This window comes from Halorubrum yunnanense, from assembly GCF_026586675.1.
Classification (GTDB): Archaea; Halobacteriota; Halobacteria; order Halobacteriales; family Haloferacaceae; genus Halorubrum; species Halorubrum yunnanense.
Genome location: NZ_JAODIX010000007.1, coordinates 85,745 through 101,555, shown reverse-complemented (window position 1 = coordinate 101,555; position 15,811 = coordinate 85,745). Strand labels below are relative to the sequence as shown.

16 protein-coding genes and 1 pseudogene are annotated in these 15,811 nt (G+C 71.4%); 12 read left to right on the top strand and 5 right to left on the bottom strand.

The window, feature by feature from the left end:
* Window positions 1–77 precede the first annotated feature (77 nt).
* The 3 genes from N5096_RS02165 to N5096_RS02155 are packed head-to-tail and all read left to right on the top strand — an operon-like array spanning window position 78 to window position 2,724.
* Entirely contained in the window at window positions 78–1,103 is a 1,026-nt protein-coding gene (locus tag N5096_RS02165; protein ID WP_267662695.1) for an ABC transporter substrate-binding protein, read from the top strand.
* Window positions 1,103–1,906, top strand: a complete 804-nt coding sequence (locus N5096_RS02160; protein WP_267662694.1) for an ABC transporter permease — start codon at window positions 1,103–1,105, stop codon at window positions 1,904–1,906. The genes N5096_RS02165 and N5096_RS02160 overlap by 1 nt, the downstream gene beginning before the upstream one ends.
* Window positions 1,894–2,724, top strand: coding sequence for an ABC transporter ATP-binding protein (locus N5096_RS02155; protein WP_379789824.1), 831 nt, complete (start codon window positions 1,894–1,896; stop codon window positions 2,722–2,724). Before N5096_RS02160 ends, N5096_RS02155 begins: the two co-directional genes overlap by 13 nt.
* Here the strand turns inward: N5096_RS02155 and N5096_RS02150 are convergent.
* From N5096_RS02150 to deoC, 3 genes are all read right to left on the bottom strand, one after another.
* The gene (locus N5096_RS02150; protein WP_267662692.1) at window positions 2,721–2,882 is read right to left on the bottom strand and encodes a hypothetical protein; all 162 of its coding nucleotides are present in this window, start codon (window positions 2,880–2,882) and stop codon (window positions 2,721–2,723) included. The genes N5096_RS02155 and N5096_RS02150 overlap by 4 nt on opposite strands.
* A 117-nt stretch (window positions 2,883–2,999) precedes the next feature.
* Entirely contained in the window at window positions 3,000–3,224 is a 225-nt protein-coding gene (locus N5096_RS02145) for a hypothetical protein (protein ID WP_267662691.1), read from the bottom strand.
* A 111-nt stretch (window positions 3,225–3,335) separates the two neighbouring features.
* Window positions 3,336–3,974, bottom strand: coding sequence for a deoxyribose-phosphate aldolase (deoC, locus tag N5096_RS02140; RefSeq protein WP_267662690.1), 639 nt, complete (start codon window positions 3,972–3,974; stop codon window positions 3,336–3,338).
* Window positions 3,975–4,163: 189 nt separating this feature from the next.
* On the opposite strand from deoC, the gene gatD reads away from it, so the two are divergent.
* The 4 genes from gatD to N5096_RS02120 are packed head-to-tail and all read left to right on the top strand — an operon-like array spanning window position 4,164 to window position 8,115.
* Window positions 4,164–5,477 (top strand): Glu-tRNA(Gln) amidotransferase subunit GatD, encoded by a 1,314-nt coding sequence (gene gatD, locus N5096_RS02135; RefSeq protein ID WP_267662689.1) that lies wholly within the window; start codon window positions 4,164–4,166, stop codon window positions 5,475–5,477.
* Window positions 5,474–6,553 (top strand): GNAT family N-acetyltransferase, encoded by a 1,080-nt coding sequence (locus N5096_RS02130; protein ID WP_267662688.1) that lies wholly within the window; start codon window positions 5,474–5,476, stop codon window positions 6,551–6,553. The genes gatD and N5096_RS02130 overlap by 4 nt, the downstream gene beginning before the upstream one ends.
* A gap of 24 nt (window positions 6,554–6,577) precedes the next feature.
* Window positions 6,578–6,793 carry a hypothetical protein gene (locus tag N5096_RS02125; RefSeq protein WP_267662687.1) on the top strand — a complete coding sequence of 72 codons (216 nt, stop codon included), beginning with the start codon at window positions 6,578–6,580 and terminating at the stop codon, window positions 6,791–6,793.
* A 44-nt stretch (window positions 6,794–6,837) separates the two neighbouring features.
* Window positions 6,838–8,115: a DUF6498-containing protein gene (locus tag N5096_RS02120; protein WP_267662686.1), complete on the top strand. Its 1,278-nt coding sequence runs from the start codon at window positions 6,838–6,840 to the stop codon at window positions 8,113–8,115.
* A 44-nt stretch (window positions 8,116–8,159) separates the two neighbouring features.
* On the opposite strand, the pseudogene N5096_RS02115 reads toward N5096_RS02120, so the two are convergent.
* Window positions 8,160–8,273, bottom strand: a pseudogene (locus tag N5096_RS02115) (HPP family protein); the annotation flags it as partial.
* A 152-nt stretch (window positions 8,274–8,425) separates the two neighbouring features.
* Here N5096_RS02115 and N5096_RS02110 point away from each other — a divergent pair.
* On the top strand, window positions 8,426–9,406 hold the full coding sequence (locus N5096_RS02110) for a prepilin peptidase (RefSeq protein WP_267662685.1): 981 nt from the start codon (window positions 8,426–8,428) through the stop codon (window positions 9,404–9,406).
* A 24-nt stretch (window positions 9,407–9,430) separates the two neighbouring features.
* Here N5096_RS02110 and dnaG read toward each other — a convergent pair whose 3' ends face one another.
* Window positions 9,431–10,927: a DNA primase DnaG gene (dnaG, locus tag N5096_RS02105; protein ID WP_267662684.1), complete on the bottom strand. Its 1,497-nt coding sequence runs from the start codon at window positions 10,925–10,927 to the stop codon at window positions 9,431–9,433.
* Window positions 10,928–11,103: 176 nt separating this feature from the next.
* Here dnaG and N5096_RS02100 point away from each other — a divergent pair, with 176 nt between their 5' ends.
* From N5096_RS02100 to N5096_RS02085, 4 genes are all read left to right on the top strand, one after another.
* The gene (locus N5096_RS02100) at window positions 11,104–11,370 is read left to right on the top strand and encodes a hypothetical protein (RefSeq protein WP_267662683.1); all 267 of its coding nucleotides are present in this window, start codon (window positions 11,104–11,106) and stop codon (window positions 11,368–11,370) included.
* Window positions 11,367–12,851 (top strand): sodium:solute symporter family protein, encoded by a 1,485-nt coding sequence (locus N5096_RS02095; protein ID WP_267662682.1) that lies wholly within the window; start codon window positions 11,367–11,369, stop codon window positions 12,849–12,851. The genes N5096_RS02100 and N5096_RS02095 overlap by 4 nt, the downstream gene beginning before the upstream one ends.
* A gap of 267 nt (window positions 12,852–13,118) precedes the next feature.
* Complete coding sequence (lipA, locus tag N5096_RS02090; RefSeq protein ID WP_267662681.1) at window positions 13,119–14,057, top strand: lipoyl synthase; 939 nt, start codon at window positions 13,119–13,121, stop codon at window positions 14,055–14,057.
* A gap of 196 nt (window positions 14,058–14,253) precedes the next feature.
* Window positions 14,254–15,645 (top strand): ABC transporter substrate-binding protein, encoded by a 1,392-nt coding sequence (locus N5096_RS02085; RefSeq protein ID WP_267662680.1) that lies wholly within the window; start codon window positions 14,254–14,256, stop codon window positions 15,643–15,645.
* The last annotated feature ends 166 nt before the right edge of the window (window positions 15,646–15,811 follow it).

Here is a 15,811-nt window from a genome sequence, read left to right as displayed (position 1 = left end):
CGGACGAGAAGCGCTCAAACACGCTGTCAAAGCTACTCTCTGAAATCAACAATGTGCTACACAAGAGCGTATAAACTATGCACGACACACACGCGCCGACATCGCGTCGGTCCTTCCTCGCCGCGGCGGGCGGCTCCGCGACGCTCGGACTCGCCGGCTGCCTCGGCGGCGGTGGCGGTGGTCTCGACGAGCTCACGGTCGCGCACATGCCCATCTACCCCGACCTCCAGTGGTACGTGATGGAGGGCGAGGGGTACTTCTCAGAGGTCGACGCCGAGATCACCGGCCGGGAGTTCACCGACGGCCCGTCGATCGTCCAGGCGATCGGCGGCGGCGACATCGACGTCGCCATGTTCGGGATCGTGCCGGCGATGATCGTCATCGACCGCGACATCGCCGCGAAGGTGACGGCGGCGAACATCCGCGAGCCGATGGGGATCATGGCCGAGTCGTCGTTCCACGAGACGTTCGAGGCCGAGGGCGGCGACGCGTTCGCGACGTGGGCCGAGGAGAACGGCGGGCCCTTCCGGTTCGGCACCTTCCCGCAGGGGAGCGTCCCCGACGTGCTGCTCCGCTACTGGCTCCAAGAGATCGGCGTCGACCCCGAGTCGAACGAGAACGTCGAGATCATCGAGATCAACGGGGCGAGCGCGGTGTGGCAGGCGATCGCCAACGACCAGATCGACGGCACCTCGATCATGGAGCCGGTCCCGACGATCGCGGCCGAGGAGGACTCGTCCGTCTCGATGCTCCGGACGGCCGCGGAGATCCTCCCCGGCCAGCCGGCGGCGGTCACCCTGATGAACGACGCGGTCCGCGACTCCCCGCTCGCCGCCCAGTTCGTCGAGCAGCACCGCCGCGCCACCGACTTCATCGGCGAGAACCCGGACGCGACCGCCGGCCACGTCGAGTCGGGGATCGGGATGCCGGCCAACCGCGCCCGCCGGGCCCTCGACTCGCCGCTGTCGAACTTCGTCACTGACCCCCGCGAGATCACCGAGGCGACCCCGGTGTTCTCGGAGTTCGCGGCCGACAACGGCCAGATCGACGAACAGCTGTCGAACGAGGATATCTTCGACTTCGAGGCGTACGACTCGCTCTGATGGCCACCGACACCGGACGGGGGTTCGACGGGGACGAACTGCGTGCCGGCCTCGGCCTCGACGACCCGCGACGGCTCCTCCGCGGCGCCGCCGGCGTCGTCGGGTTCGTGGTCGTCTGGCACCTGGTCTCGCTCACGCAGCCGGCGTACGTCCTGCCGCCGCCGACCGCGGTCGCGGACGCGTTCGCCGGGGAGTTCGCCTCCGGCACGATGACGACCGCCCTGTGGTCGAGCGTTCGCCACTGGATCCCCGGCACGGTCGTCGGGACGACGCTCGGCGTCGCCGCCGGCGTCGCGTTCTCGTGGAGCGGTCTCCTCGACGACGTCACGGCCCCCCTCGTCAGGACGCTCCGACCGGTCCCGCCGCTCGCGCTGATCGGCTTCGCGATCGCGTGGTTCGGGATCAACGACGCCGGCGCGGCCTTCATCATCGCCGTCGGCGCGTTCTGGATCAACTTCTACGCGTCGTACGGCGCCGTCGAGGGGGTCTCCGAGGACCTCCTCGACGTGGGGCGGACGCTCGGCGTGAGCGGCGACCTCGACATGGTCCGGTCGGTCGTCCTCCCGGCGTCGCTGCCGGGGATCATGACCGGGGTCCGGACCGGTCTCGGGCGCTGCTGGATGCTCGTCGTCGCCTCCGAGATCTTCGGCGTGCCGGGCGTCGGCCGCGAGATACTGCGCGCGAGCAACAACCTCCTCGTCGACACGGTGATCGCGTACATCCTCGTGTTGAGCCTGATGTTCCTCCTCGTCGACGTGGCGTTCCGCGCGGTCCAACGGAGGGTGTTAGTGTGGCGGGCGTGAACGGCGACTCGATGACCGAGGACGACCCGGCGACCGGCGGCCGCGCCGGCGGGGCGCCCGATTCCGGCGTCGCCGCCGACGGCGTGGGGAAGACGTACGACGGCGACGGCGACCCCGTCCGCGCGCTCGACGACGTCTCCTTCGCGGTCGACGGCGGGGAGTTCGTCTGCCTCGTCGGCCCCTCCGGCTGCGGGAAGACGACGCTGTTCCGGATCATCGCCGGGCTCACCGACGCCACCGACGGGGAGGTCCGCCTCGCCGGCACCCCCGTGACCGGGCCGACGACGGACATGGGCGTCGTCTTCCAGGAGTACCACCTGTTCCCGTGGCTCACGGTCGAGGAGAACGTCGGCTTCGGCCTCGAACGGAGCGACCGCTCCGAGGCGGAGCGCGAGCGCCGGGTCGACGAGATGCTCGACCTCGTCGGGCTCGCCGACTTCCGGACGACGTACCCGAAGTCGCTCTCCGGGGGGATGAAACAGCGCGTCGCCATCGCCCGGGCGCTCGCCGTGGACCCGGAGCTCCTCCTGATGGACGAGCCGTTCGGCGCGGTCGACGCGCAGACCCGGGAGATGCTCCAGCGGGAGCTGCTCGACGTGTGGACGTCGACCGGGAAGACGGTCCTGTTCGTCACGCACGACGTCGCCGAGGCGGTGACGCTCGCCGACCGCATCGTGGTGATGGCGGCCGAGCCGGGCCGCGTCGCCGAGGTCGTCGACGTCGACGTCGACCGCACTCGCGAGCGCGGCGACCCGGCGTTCGGGGAACACGTCTCCCACGTCCGCGAGCTGATCGGCGCGCGCCCGGAGCTCGATTAGCGCTCCCCGTCGACCGCGGACGCCAGCTCGTCCATGCGGGTCCGCACCACCGACAGCGTCGCGTCAGCGTCGGCGTACCCCTGGTCGTAGTCGTCCAGCGCGGACTCGGTCTCGTCGAGGAACCGCTCGACCGCGGCCTCGATCGGCTCGTCGCTCATGGGTCCCGGTTCGGTCGCCGGTCTGTTAACCCCTCGGAGACGACCCCGCTCTCGCTCGGAGACGACCTCGCTCTCGCTCGGAGACGACCCCGCTCTCGTTCGCCGCCGTCGCGCGGCTCAGCGGCGGCGCAGCGCGTGCGTCGCGTAGCCGACGGCGGCGAGTAGCCCGACCGACAGCACGCTCCCGTAGACGGCCGGGGAGACGCGGACGTACTCGCCGAACGGGCTGGTCAGGGCGAGCACGCCGACGACCAGGACGACCGAGATGACGATGCCGACCGCTCCGAACGCCTTGAAGGCCGCGTCGAGGTCCAGACGCGACGACCCGGGCGAGTGACTCATACCCCCGCGTAGGCGCTCGACTTATAAATCCCTACGACGGGATTCCCACGCCGATAGAACGCCGGGCGACGAGGAGGGACGGACCGGTTCGGACCGCCCTTCCGCGCCCGGTCACTCGGGGTACCCCTCGACGATGGCGACGCCGGAGGAGGCGCCGATCCGCGTCGCGCCCGCGTCGAGCATCGCGGTCGCTTCCTCGTAGGAGCCGACGCCGCCGGAGGCCTTCACCGGGAGGTACTCGCTCATCAGCTCCACGTCCGGGACCGCGGCGCCGCCGTCGGCGAACCCCGTCGAGGTCTTCACCATGTCGGCGTCGGCGTCGACGGCGGCCTCGCAGGCGCGGCGCTTCTCGGCGTCGCTCAGGAGCGCGGTCTCGATGATGACCTTCACCGGGACCGGCACCGCGGCGACGACGTCGGAGATCTCGGCGGCGACGACGTCGTCCTCGCCGGCCTTCAGGCGGCCGACGTTGATCACGAGGTCGATCTCGTCGGCGCCGTCCTCCCACGCGCCGACCGCCTCGTCCCGCTTCGCCTCCGGAGCGTGCTGGCCGTGGGGGAACCCGACGACGGTCGCGATCGCCTCGGGAGCGCGATCGTAGTCGGCCGCCTCGGGGACGTAGCAGGGCGGGATACAGGCGTTCATCCCGTGGTCGGCGGCCTCGTCGAGAACGGTCCGGACGTCGCTCCACGTCGTCTCCGGGCCGAGCACGGTGTGATCGATGCTGGCGGCGAACTCGTCGCGGTCCATGCGCTCAGGGTCGCGGGCGCGGGTGAAAGACGTACTGGGTCCGGTTCGGAGCCGGTCCGATGCGGGGCCCAGTCCGAGGTCGGTTCGATGCGGGGCTCGATCGACCCCGGGCCGCCGAACGGTCGGTCCCGGTCGACCCCGGACCGCCGAACGGTTGGATTCAAGTCCGCCGCAGGGGAAGCGGGTGGTATGCAACCGGGAGATCGCGTCCGCGTCGAGCGCGGGGACGTCACGAACGAGGGCGTACTGCTCCCCTCGACGACTCGCGACCACCTCGTCGTCAAGCTCGACGGGGGGTACAACGTCGGCGTCGACCGCGACGCGGCCGACGTCGAGGTGCTCGAATCGGGCGCCCGCGACGTCGACGGGGGGGCCGACGCCGGCGGCGGCGAGGCCTCCGAGATCACCTTCGACGACGACCTGCCGACGGTGTCGCTCATCTCGACCGGCGGGACGATCGCCTCCACCGTCGACTACCGGACCGGCGCGGTCACCGCCCAGTTCGACGCCGAGGACGTGCTGCGGGCCGTGCCCGACCTTGCGGGCCGCGCGAACTACCGCGGGCGCGTCGTCGCCAACATCCTCTCCGAGAACATGGAGCCGGCCATCTGGCGGGAGCTCGCCGAGGCCGTGGCCGAGGAGGTCGAGGCCGGCGCCGACGGCGTCGTCGTGATGCACGGCACCGACACGATGCAGTACTCCGCGTCTGCGCTCTCCTTCATGCTCGACTCGCCCGTCCCGGTCGTCTTCACCGGGAGCCAGCGCTCCGCGGACCGCCCCTCCTCCGACAACGTGATGAACGCGGTGTGCGCGGTCGAGGCCGCGAAGGCCGACCACGCCGAGACGCTCGTCTGCATGCACGCGAGCGCCTCCGACGACGCCTGCGCGCTCCACCGCGGCACCCGCGTCCGGAAGAACCACACGTCCCGCCGCGACGCGTTCGAGACGGTCGGCGCCGCGCCCCTCGGCGTCATCGACTACGAGGCCGCGGCCGAGGCGGGCGCCGACGGCGACGCGGCCGACGCCGCCATCGAGTGGAACCGCGAGCCGCTCGCTCGGGGAGCGGGCGAAGGCGCGGAGGGAGACGGCGCCCCCGACGCCGGCCTCGCCCCGGACCTCGACGGCGACGTGGAGCTCGCGAAGTTCACGCCCGGCATGGACCCGGCGGCGTGGGACTACCTCGACGGGAAGGACGGCGTCGTGATCGAGGGGACCGGCCTCGGCCACGTCCACACCGACCGCATCCCCCGGATCGAGGCGCTGGTCGAGGACGGGACCGTCGTCGCAATGACGAGCCAGTGTCTCTCCGGCCGCGTCTGTGACCGCGTGTACGACACCGGCCGCGACCTGCTCGACGCCGGCGTCGTCGAGGCGGGCGACACCCTCCCCGGCACCGCCAAGGTGAAGCTGATGTGGGCGCTGGCGAACCGCTCGGACCCCGACGAGGCGATGGGCCGCAACCTCGCGGGGGAGCTCACCGAGGCGTCGCAGCCCTGGCGATGACCGGTCGGGCGTCCGAGCCGGCCGACCCCGTCCCCGTCGTCCGCGAGGCCCGCCCGGCCGACGCCGACGCGGTCGCGGCGTTCACGCGGGACACGTGGGGCGAGCGCCAGGACGACTACATCTCGCGGGTGTTCCCCGACTGGGCCGCGTCGGACGACCCTGACCGCGGGACCTTCGTGGCGACGCTCCCGCCCGAGGCGATCGCGAGCAGCGACGCGGTCGAGGGGAGCCACGAGCGCGACGAGCGCGAGGCGGGCGACACGCTCGTCGAGGGCGACGGAACGGGCGCCGCCACCCGGGGCGAGCCGGAGGCCGTCGTCGGCTGCATCCAGGGCGCCCTGCTCTCCGAGTGGGAGGCGTGGGGACAGGGCATCCGCGTCGACCCGGCCGCCCGCGGCTTCGGCGTCGGGACCGCGCTCTCGGAGGCCGCGCTCGACTGGGCGCGAGCGCGCGGCGCGACCGTCTGCCGGAACATGGTGTTCTCGTGGAACGTCATGGGGCTCGGACAGTCGCGGGCGGTCGGCTTCGAGCCCGCGACGGAGTTCCGGTTCGCGGAGCCGGAGCCGGGCGACTCCGACTTCGACCCGACCGGCTTCGACGACCTCCCCGACCCCGACCCGAACGTCGCGTGGGCGCTCTGGGCCGACAGCGACGCCCGCGACCACCTCGACGGGCTCGCGCTCGACGACGCCGAGTCGTGGGCCTGCTCCGAACTCACCCGCGAACGACTTCGCGCGGCGGCCGAGGAGGACCGGCTGACGGCCGTCGCCGACGCGGACGCGCTCGCCGGCTTTGCGGTCCGTACCCGCGTCTCGGAGCGCCCGGGCGACGAGGAGTGCGTCGGCGGCGGTCCCGAACGAGTCGCCGAGTACGGCGCCGCCGCGTGGCGCGACGTCGACGCGGCGGGCGCCATTTATAAATCGATCGCCACCGACGCGGCCGCGGTCGGCGCCGACGCGACTCGCGTCCTGATCCCCGAGACCGTCGAGCACGTGAGCGACACCGGCGCGAACCGGGTGCCGGTCGCCGGCGAGCCCGACTTCGTCATGCGCGCCGACCTCACGGGCGACTTATAAGCGTCGCCCGCCGAACCGCACACCATGACGCTGCTCTCCGGGGTCGCCCTGCCGTGGTCGCTCCCGCTGACGCTCGTCGTCTACGGAGTCGTCGTCGCCGCCGCGGCCTGGATCTATCGCGACGCAAGGGCACGCGGGAGCCGCTACGCGCCCCTCTGGGCGGTCACGACGCTCCTGTTCACCATCCTCCCCGTGCTCGCGTACCTCTACCTTCACCGCGACGCCGGTCCGGCGCCGTGAGCGACGCCGACCTCTTATAAACACGGAGCCTGATCCACCGATACGTGCCCTCCTTCGTCCGCTCCGGTCCACTGCGAGCTCTCGCTCGCGGTCGTCGGCCTCGCGCGCTCGCCCTCCTCGTCTCGAACCTCGTCCCGCTCGTCGGCGTCGTCGCGCTCGGTTGGAACGCGGGCGCGCTGGTGGTCCTCTACTGGTTCGAGCTCGGGATCGCGTCCTTCTGGGCGATCGTCCGCGCCCTGTTCGCCGGACGACCCTCGGAGGTCGACCCCGACGGGCTAATCGTCGGCCCGCTCGCGGCGAGACGCGCCGCGATCCCCGTCCCGGGAACCGCGCTTCGGATCCGGCTCTCGACGCTCCTCGTCCTCCCTGTCGTCGTCCCGGTCCTCGCGGGCGTGTGGTTCGTCGCCGGGACCGTCACCGTCGGCGTCGCCGTCGACGGCGGACTCGCACCCGACGCGCTCGACTCGGTGACGCTCGCCGTGCTCGCGCTCTTCGCGACCGAGGGCGCGACGACGCTCGTCGACTACCTGTATAAGGGGGCGTACCGCGAACACAGCGCACAGACCGCGATCCGGGGGGTCTTCTTCAGGGCGGGTGCGGTGGCGGTCGGAGGGTTGTTGGCCGTCACGCTGATCGGCGCGGCGACGGTCGAGACCGACGCCGCGCTGTCGGCGATCGATCCCGGCGCGGTCGGCCTCCCGCTGCTCGTCGCGGTCGTCGGCCTCAAGGCCGTCTTCGATCTCACGGGGCTCTACCGCGACCGACTCGCCGCCTTCGACGAGTCGTCGTCGCTGGAGATCGGGTGGGCGTACGACCCGCCGACCGCCGACCCGGTCGCGGATCCGCTTCCCGACGCGCCGCGGCGGGTGCGTCCGACCCGCCGCAGCCGGCTGCTCGGCGGGCTCGCGACCGCTCCGCGGCATCCGGGGGTCGCGTACCTCGGCGCGCTGTGTCTGTTCGGGGGTCTCCTGTTCACGCTCGGCCGGCTGTGGTCCGTCGTCGCGCTCCTGTTCGCGGCCAGCGTCGCGCTCCCCGCGTTGCTCCTCGGCGTCGACTACTGGTTCCGGTACGGAGTCGTCGAGTACCGCGTCAGCGACGACGCGCTCGTCGCCTACGACCGGCTGTTCGACGCTCCGCTCTGGCGCGTCGAGCCGTGGGACGAGACCGACCTGCGGGTGGAACGGACCCGGCTGGACCGGCGGCTCGGCACCGAGACCGTCGTGGTCGAACTCCGCGACGACAAGTACCGGATCCCGGGGCTGGCGGACCCCGAACCGGTGCTTTCGGTGTTCGACAGGCGCGCAGAGCGGCCGGACGGGTGACCGCGGCGGTCAGCTTCCCTCGGTCCGGTAGCGCGGGTAGTCGTCGCCGGCGGCCCGAGGCCCGGGAAGACGAACGGCTGCCCGGTGGCCCAGGCTATCGCGCCGAGGACGGTGAAGAGGAGCCCGGCGTACAGGCTGGTTCCGACGCGGCGGCGCATTACCGGACGGCCGAAGACGGCTCCGCAAAGCGCCGGCGGTTCGGCGCGCGGACCGGCGTCGACATCCGGGGGGCCGACGACCGCGTGCCCGCGCTATCGATCGCGATACCCGAACCCGAACGCCTAATTGGGCTCGCGGCGGCCGTGGGGACATGGTCGCCACGCTGCCGGACCTCCTGCGGCTGCTCGTCGTCCCCGTCTTCGCGTGGGCGGCGCTGCGGGACGTCCGGACCCGACGCCTCCCGAACCGGCTCTGGCCGCCGCTGTACGCGTTCGGGGCGTTGCTGCTGGTGTGGGAGGTAGCGGCGATGTGGCCGATCGCGGGGATCCAGGGCCGGCTGTTCCTCGTGCAGGCCGCGATCAGCGTGCTGTTCGTCGCGCCGCTCGGCTACGCCTTCTGGTACCTCGGCGCGTTCGGCGGCGCGGACGCGAAGGCGCTGATCGCGCTCGCGCTCCTGTTCCCCACGTTCCCGGCGTACGACGTCGCGGGAGTCACCCTCCCGCTCGTCGAGACCCAGATCGGCGTCTTCTCGCTCACGATCCTCACGAACACGGTGCTGCTCGGGCTCGCGTACCCCCTCGGGCTCGCGGGTCTCAACCTCCTGCGCGGCGAGGTGTCGGGGAACATGTTCCTCGCCCGCCCGGTCGCGACCGAGTCGCTGCCGGACCGCCACGGGCGGCTGTACGAGGACGACGCGGGCGAGACCCGGAGCGGGCTGGACCTGGACGCACTCCGGATGTACCTGCGCTGGCGCGGGCTGACGCTCGACGACCTGCGCGCCGCGCCCGACCGCCTCCGCGACCCGACGAGCGTCGACGAGACGTTCGACCCGACCGACGGCGGGACCCACGTCGGTCCGCGGACGGACGGCGGGACGGCGATCGAAGCCGACGGCGAACCGGCTCCGGCCGACCCGTGGGCCGCGGAGCGCTTCTTGGAGGAGATCGACCGCGGCGCGTACGGCGCCGACGCCGAGACGCTCCGCGGCGGGCTTGCGGTCGTCGCTCGGACGGAGCGCGTGTTGGTCTCGCCGGGCATGCCCTTCGTCGTCCCGATGGCGGCCGGGCTGCTCGTCTCGCTGACCTTCGGCGACGCGCTGTTCGCGGTGCTCGGTGCGGTCGGACTGGTCTGAGCCGTGCCCGCGGAGTCGGCGCCCTCAGCTCCCCGCGCGGAGGTCGCCGACCGTGAGGACGCGGGTCCCCACGGGCCGTTTCACGAACTCGCCGACCTCGCGGCCGAAGAGCTCGCTGACCCCGCGCTGGGCCGCCACGTCGAGCAGCCGCTGGTCGATCCGGCCGTCGACGACGACCGTGTGCGGGGCCGTCTCGGCCGACTCGACCGCGTCGAACGCGTCGCCGACGTCGACCTCCGCGAGGACGCCGCGGTCGTCGCCGAGCAGGCGAGCGCGGTCGCTTCCGGAGTCGACGACCTCCTGCACGTGCTCCTCGATCGATCGGGGCTCGTCGTCGGGCGCGTCGGCTGCTGCCTCCTCGGCTTCGTCGGTCTCTGCCCCCGACTCCGCCTCGTCCTCCGCGACCTCCTCGTCCGTCGGCTCGGCGTCGACGACGTCGACCTCGACCGACTCGGGGCTCCCGTCGCTCTCGGCCACCCCGTCGGCCTCGCCGCTCTCCTCGTCCCCGACCGTCGCCGGGGCCGGCGCCTCCTCGACGGCCTCCACGAGCCCGCCCTCCGCCCCGCCGTGGGCCGCGCCGGCGACGACGTCTTCGGGCCCCGTATCGTCCGGATCGGGCGTGCCGGCGTCCGGTGCGCCGGGGTCGGCGGAGTCGGCGGCCGCCGCGTCCGGACCGTCCTCCTCGTCGTCCGCGGCCGCCTCGCGGAGGTTCGGTTCGTCGGCGAGGCTGCCGTACGGCACCTTCCCGCGGAGCGCTTCGAAGACGGCGGTGCGGTCGAGGTCCTCGACCGACTCGCCGGGGGGCGCGAACGCGACGTAGTCGACGTCGCCCACCTGCGCCAGCTCGCGGAGGATGAGTTCGCCGCCGCGGTCGCCGTCGAGGAACGCGGTGACGGTCCGGTCGGCGGTGAGGTCGGCGACCGCCTCGGGGACGTTCGTCCCCTCGACGGCGACCGCGTTCTTGATCCCGCACTCGAGCAGCGTGAGCACGTCCGCGCGCCCCTCGACGACGATGACGGCGTCGGAGTCGCCGACGCGCGGGCCGGCCGGGAGCCCCTCGTAGTCGACGATCCCCTCGACGCGGGCGGCCTCGCGGACCTCCTCGAGGATGTCGTCGCTCCGCAGGCTCGTCTCCTCGAAGCCGCCGGCGATGAGCTCCTTGGCGCGCTCAACGACCTCGCGGCGCTTGGCCGCCCGCACGTCCTCGATGCTCGTCACCTCCACGGAGGCCTGGCAGGGGCCGATGCGGTCGATCGTCTCCAGGGCGGCCGCGAGGATCGCGGTCTCTACCTTGTCGAGGCTCGACGCGACGGTGACCTCGCCGAACGACTGGCCGTTCTCCGACTGGACGGAGACGTCGATCCGGCCCACCCGCGACGACTCTTGGAGGTCGCGGAGGTCCAGCTCGTCGCCGAGGAGCCCCTCGGTCTGGCCGAACACCGCGCCGACGACGTCGCTCCGCTCGACGACGCCGTCCGCCGCGATGGTGGCGTGGATCAGGTATTTTTCTGTGTCTTTCATAGTGAGTGAATGGTGATGATCGGGCGGCGTCCGCCGCCCGTGTACCGTTGTGCGCGTCGCCGAAAATAGTTATCGCACTCGCCACCGTCGAAGAACTTTGAAGAAATATATTCTACAAAAGCCCATGTCGAACTCTATTGATAAGATTTAAGCATTCACACCCGTTATTATTCGACATGAAGCGACCTCGGAGAGATCTCGTGTGGATTCCGACGTTCGCGCTGCTCGTGGCGTTCGCGGTGCCGTGGCCGCTGTGGGGCGTCGACCGCGTCGTCGCCGGGCTCCCCGTCTGGATCTGGTGGCACGTCGCGTGGCTCGGGCTGTGTGCGGTCCTGTTCTCCCGGTTCGCTCGGAGCGGCGCGTGGGAGCGGGGGATGGGGCTTCGGGGCGGGACGGGCGAGGACCGAAGCGGCGGCGCCGCCGCGGGGGGTGACCGGCCGTGACACTCGGGCTCTCGCTCGGGATCATCGTCGGCTACCTCGTCCTGGCGCTCCTCGTCGGCCTCGTCGCCTACCGAGTCTCCGAGACGACGGCCGAGGACTACTACCTGGCGAGCCGGTCGATCGGGACGGTCGTCCTGCTTTTCACCACCTTCGCCACCCTCCTCTCGGCGTTCACCTTCTTCGGCGGCCCGAACCTCGCGTTCGCGGCCGGCCCAGAGTGGCTGATCGTGATGGGGACGCTTGACGGCGTGCTGTTCGCCGTGCTGTGGTACGCGATCGGCTACAAGCAGTGGCTGATCGGGAACCGCAACGGCTACGTGACGCTCGGCGAGATGCTCGGCGACCGGTTCGGCTCCACGGGCCTCCGGGCGCTCGTCGCCGGCGTGAGCCTCCTCTGGCTGTTCCCGTACGTCATGCTCCAGCAGATGGGCGCCGGCGAGGCGCTCGTGGGGCTCACCGACGGCGTCGTCCCCTACTGGGGCGGCGCGGCGCTCATCACGGCGTTCATGATCCTCTACGTCGTCCTCGCAGGGATGCGCGGGGTCGCGTGGACGGACACGATCCAGGGGCTCTTCATGCTCTCCGTCGTCTGGATCGCCGCCGTCTGGGTGGTGTCCGCGGTCGGCGGCGTCGGCGCGGCCACCGGCGCGATGCTGGAGGCGCGCCCCGACTTCGGGAGCTTCGGCGGCGGCACCTACTCGGTCGGCTTCATCGTCTCCACGGCGATCACCATCGCGTTCGGCGTGACGATGTTTCCGCAGATCAACCAGCGCTTCTTCGTCGCGAAATCGGGCGAGACGCTGAAGCGGTCGTTCGCGCTGTGGCCCGTGCTCGTCCTCCTCCTGTTCGTCCCCGCGTTCATGCTCGGCGCGTGGGCGGCCGGGATGCCGGTCGACGTGCCCGAGGGCGCGAACGTGCTCCCGGTCGTGTTGAACGAGTACACGCCGGCGTGGTTCGCGGCGCTCGTGATCGCCGGGGCGATGGCCGCCATGATGTCTTCGTCGGACTCGATGCTGCTCTCGGGGTCGTCGTACTTCACCCGCGACCTCTATCGGCCCGTGGTCAACGCCGACGCCTCCGCGGAGCGCGAGGCGTGGGTCGCCCGAATCGGCGTAGCCGCCTTCGCGCTCCTCGCGTTCGCCGCGAGCCTGTTCCGGCCCGGGACCCTGATCGAGGTGGGTAGCACCGCCTTCTCCGGATTCGCGCTGCTCGCGCTCCCGGTGGTCTGCGCGCTCTACTGGGAGCGGACCACCCGCACCGGGATGATCGCGGGCGTGCTCGTCCCGCAGCTCGCGTACCTCGCGGTGGTGCTGTCGGCGGTCGCCGGCTTCGTCCCGACGCTCCCGCGAACCGTCTTCGGCGGCTGGGACGTCGCGCTCGGGCTCATGGCCCTGTCAGCGGCCCTCACCGTCGGCGTCTCGCTGCTCACCGCCCCGACCGCCGAGGGCGACGCCTCGCGGTTCGCGGTCGCGGGCGATTGAAACGGGACGTCGAGCGGTCGCGGAGAGGCTGAAGCGGTCCGATCCGACCTCCATTTATAAACGAAGCAGTACGCCTCTCCCGAGAGCCGAGATCGACGCCGAAACGTCTCACCGCGTCGCGCTCGCGCACCCCGACGGCGGGCTCGCGACCGTCGTCGCGGCTGACGCCCTCCGGCGGCTTTCGGGTGGGGGCCGCGAGCGACGGGAGCGCCCGCGTGACCTGCGCCCGATCCTCACGTTTTTGCACCCGGCCGCCGTGGTAGGGGTATGCAACGCGGCCGTCGGAAGCCGGACTGGCTGAAGTCGCGGCCACCGTCCGGCTCCCGGTTCACGGAGATCAAAGAGCGCCTCCGCGAGCGCGACCTCCACACCGTCTGCGAGGAGGCCAACTGCCCGAACATGGGCGAGTGCTGGTCCGGCCGGGACGGCCCCGGCACCGCGACGTTCATGCTCATGGGCGACCGCTGCTCGCGCGGCTGTAACTTCTGTGACGTCGCCACCGGCGGGATGGAGCCCCTCGACCCCGACGAGCCCGCGAACGTCGCCGAGGCGGTGACCGAGATCGGGCTCGACTACGTCGTCCTGACCTCGGTCGACCGCGACGACCTCGCGGACGGCGGCTCCGCGCACTTCGCCGAGACGATCCGCGAGATCAAGCGGCGCGACCCGGCGGTCTTGGTCGAGACACTTATCCCCGACTTCCAGGGTGACCCGGACGCGATCGACCGGATCGTCGAGGCGGGGCCGGACGTGATCGCTCACAACGTCGAGACCGTCGAACGGCTCCAGTGGCCGGTCCGCGACCGGCGCGCCGACTACGAGCAGTCGCTCGCGGTGCTCGACCGCGTCGACCGCGAGTCCGATATCCACACCAAGACGAGCCTCATGCTCGGCGTCGGCGAGTACGACCACGAGGTGTACCGGACGCTCGGCGACCTCAGCGAGGTCGGCGTCGACGTCGTCACGTTCGGGCAGTACCTCCGGCCGTCGCGCTCGCACCTCGACGTGTTCGACTACGTCCACCCCGACGCCTTCGAGACCTGGCGCGCGGTCGCCGAGGAGGAGTTCGACTTCCTCTACTGCGCGTCGGGGCCGATGGTCCGCTCGTCGTACAAGGCGGGCGAGCTGTTCGTCGAGGCGCTGCTCCGCGAGGGGCGCTCGCCCGAGGACGCCCGGCGACACGCGCGCGCCGCCGGCGGGGACTGACCACCGCTGCCGTCGACGTCAGACCGCCGCTGTCGATTCGCCCTCTCGGCAGAAATCATACATTTACTGTTACTACGATCCCGAAAGCGCCTCGGGCCCGGGACGCGGTAATACACCTAATATGTGTACAATTGTCAGTACCTGTGGGGAAGTTGACAGGGATATACTTATCAAAGTGGCCTCTATATGAAAGGGTATGTCATACCACAAACGACGACGTGACGTGTTGAAGACTGTCGGTGTCGCTGGCGCGGTCGGACTCGCGGGCTGTGCGGGCGGGGACGGCGGCGACGGCGGCGACGGCGGCGACGGCGGCGACGGCGGCAACGGCGGCGACGGCGGCGACGGGATGGATGACGGCGGCGACGGCGGCTCGGGCGGCGGGAGCCCGGACCTGCTCGTCGTCATCGGCTACCCCGAGAGTGGGATCCAGCTGTTCCGCGACTACTACGCCGCGTCCGACGGGTCGGAGGACATCCTCATCCCCGACGGGCTTCAGGACCCCTCGCTGCCCGGACAGGTCGGCAACGATATGAACAACGTCACCGGGACCGCGCCGGCGGCGGGCGGTCCGAATCAGGAGGCGTTCGCGACCTTGTTCGAGGACACGTACGACGCGACGCCGGGCGTGTTCACCTCGCAGTCGTACGACTCCGCGGCGGCGCTGATCTTGGCGAACGTCGCGGCGGGCGAGAACGACGGGACCGCGGTCCGCGACCAACTCCGGCGCATCGCGAACCCGGACGGCACCGAGTACGGGCCGGGCGAGTTCCTCGACGCCGTCGAGGCGGCCGCGAACGGTGAGAACATCAACTACCAGGGGGCGTCGAGCGCCGTCAACTTCGACCAGAACGGCGACCCGGCCTCCGCGGCCTACCAGATCTGGGAGTTCGCCGGACAGAGCGCCGACTCGGTCAGCGTTCAGGAGACGCAGAACTTCTCGGGCGAGAACCCCGAGGGAGCCGGTCCCTCGGCCGACTCGTCGCCCGGCGGTCTCGGCCGCGAAGTGAGCCTGGGCATCCTGCTCCCCGAGACCGGCGACCTGGCGTCGACGGGACAGCCGATGATCCGCGCGGCGGAGATCCCGGTCCAGCAGGTCAACGAGTCCGACCTCGACCTGACGGTGAACGCCCAGTTCGAGGACACGAACACCTCGCCTAACCAGGGAGTCAGCGGGGCCGAGTCGCTGATCAACTCGGGCGTCCCCGCCGTCTGCGGGACCGCCTCCTCCGGCGTGAACGTCCCGGTCTGTACGGAGGCGCTCATCCCGAACGAGGTCGTCGGCTGCTCGCCGTCCAGCACCGCGCTGTCGGTGACGAACCTCGAGGACGACGACTACATCTTCCGGACCGCCCCGAGCGACCAGCTCCAGGGCCGTGTCATGGCCCAGGTCGCCTCCGAGCGGCTCGGCGCCTCGACCGCCGCGACGCTGTACGTGAACAACGACTACGGTCAGCAGCTCTCCAACCGGTTCAGCGAAGTGTTCGCGGACACGTTCGACGGCGAGGTGTACGACCAGATCAGCTTCAACATCGGCTCGTCGTCGTACTCCAACGTCGTCGATCAGGCGCTCTCGAGCGGGAACTGAGTCGTCGACCGCGGACGACCGACCCCCTCAGCACTCTCGATTTTTGGCTGACCCGACCGCGAAGCGGCGCGGATAGCGTCTCGATTCCTCGTAAGCGACGCGTCGTCGCGGTTCGCCGTCCGGTTCCACAAAACAGATTGCAGGTCGACCGCCGCGCGACCGCGAG

Coding starts and splice junctions, on each gene's coding strand:
- N5096_RS02085 (WP_267662680.1), top strand. CDS start 14,254: ATGTCATACCACAAACGACGACGTGACGTGTTGAAGACTGTCGGTGTC.
- gatD (WP_267662689.1), top strand. CDS start 4,164: ATGCAACCGGGAGATCGCGTCCGCGTCGAGCGCGGGGACGTCACGAAC.
- N5096_RS02125 (WP_267662687.1), top strand. CDS start 6,578: ATGACGCTGCTCTCCGGGGTCGCCCTGCCGTGGTCGCTCCCGCTGACG.
- N5096_RS02150 (WP_267662692.1), bottom strand. CDS start 2,882: ATGAGCGACGAGCCGATCGAGGCCGCGGTCGAGCGGTTCCTCGACGAG.
- N5096_RS02110 (WP_267662685.1), top strand. CDS start 8,426: ATGGTCGCCACGCTGCCGGACCTCCTGCGGCTGCTCGTCGTCCCCGTC.
- N5096_RS02100 (WP_267662683.1), top strand. CDS start 11,104: ATGAAGCGACCTCGGAGAGATCTCGTGTGGATTCCGACGTTCGCGCTG.
- dnaG (WP_267662684.1), bottom strand. CDS start 10,927: ATGAAAGACACAGAAAAATACCTGATCCACGCCACCATCGCGGCGGAC.
- N5096_RS02145 (WP_267662691.1), bottom strand. CDS start 3,224: ATGAGTCACTCGCCCGGGTCGTCGCGTCTGGACCTCGACGCGGCCTTC.
- N5096_RS02160 (WP_267662694.1), top strand. CDS start 1,103: ATGGCCACCGACACCGGACGGGGGTTCGACGGGGACGAACTGCGTGCC.
- N5096_RS02165 (WP_267662695.1), top strand. CDS start 78: ATGCACGACACACACGCGCCGACATCGCGTCGGTCCTTCCTCGCCGCG.
- deoC (WP_267662690.1), bottom strand. CDS start 3,974: ATGGACCGCGACGAGTTCGCCGCCAGCATCGATCACACCGTGCTCGGC.
- N5096_RS02130 (WP_267662688.1), top strand. CDS start 5,474: ATGACCGGTCGGGCGTCCGAGCCGGCCGACCCCGTCCCCGTCGTCCGC.
- lipA (WP_267662681.1), top strand. CDS start 13,119: ATGCAACGCGGCCGTCGGAAGCCGGACTGGCTGAAGTCGCGGCCACCG.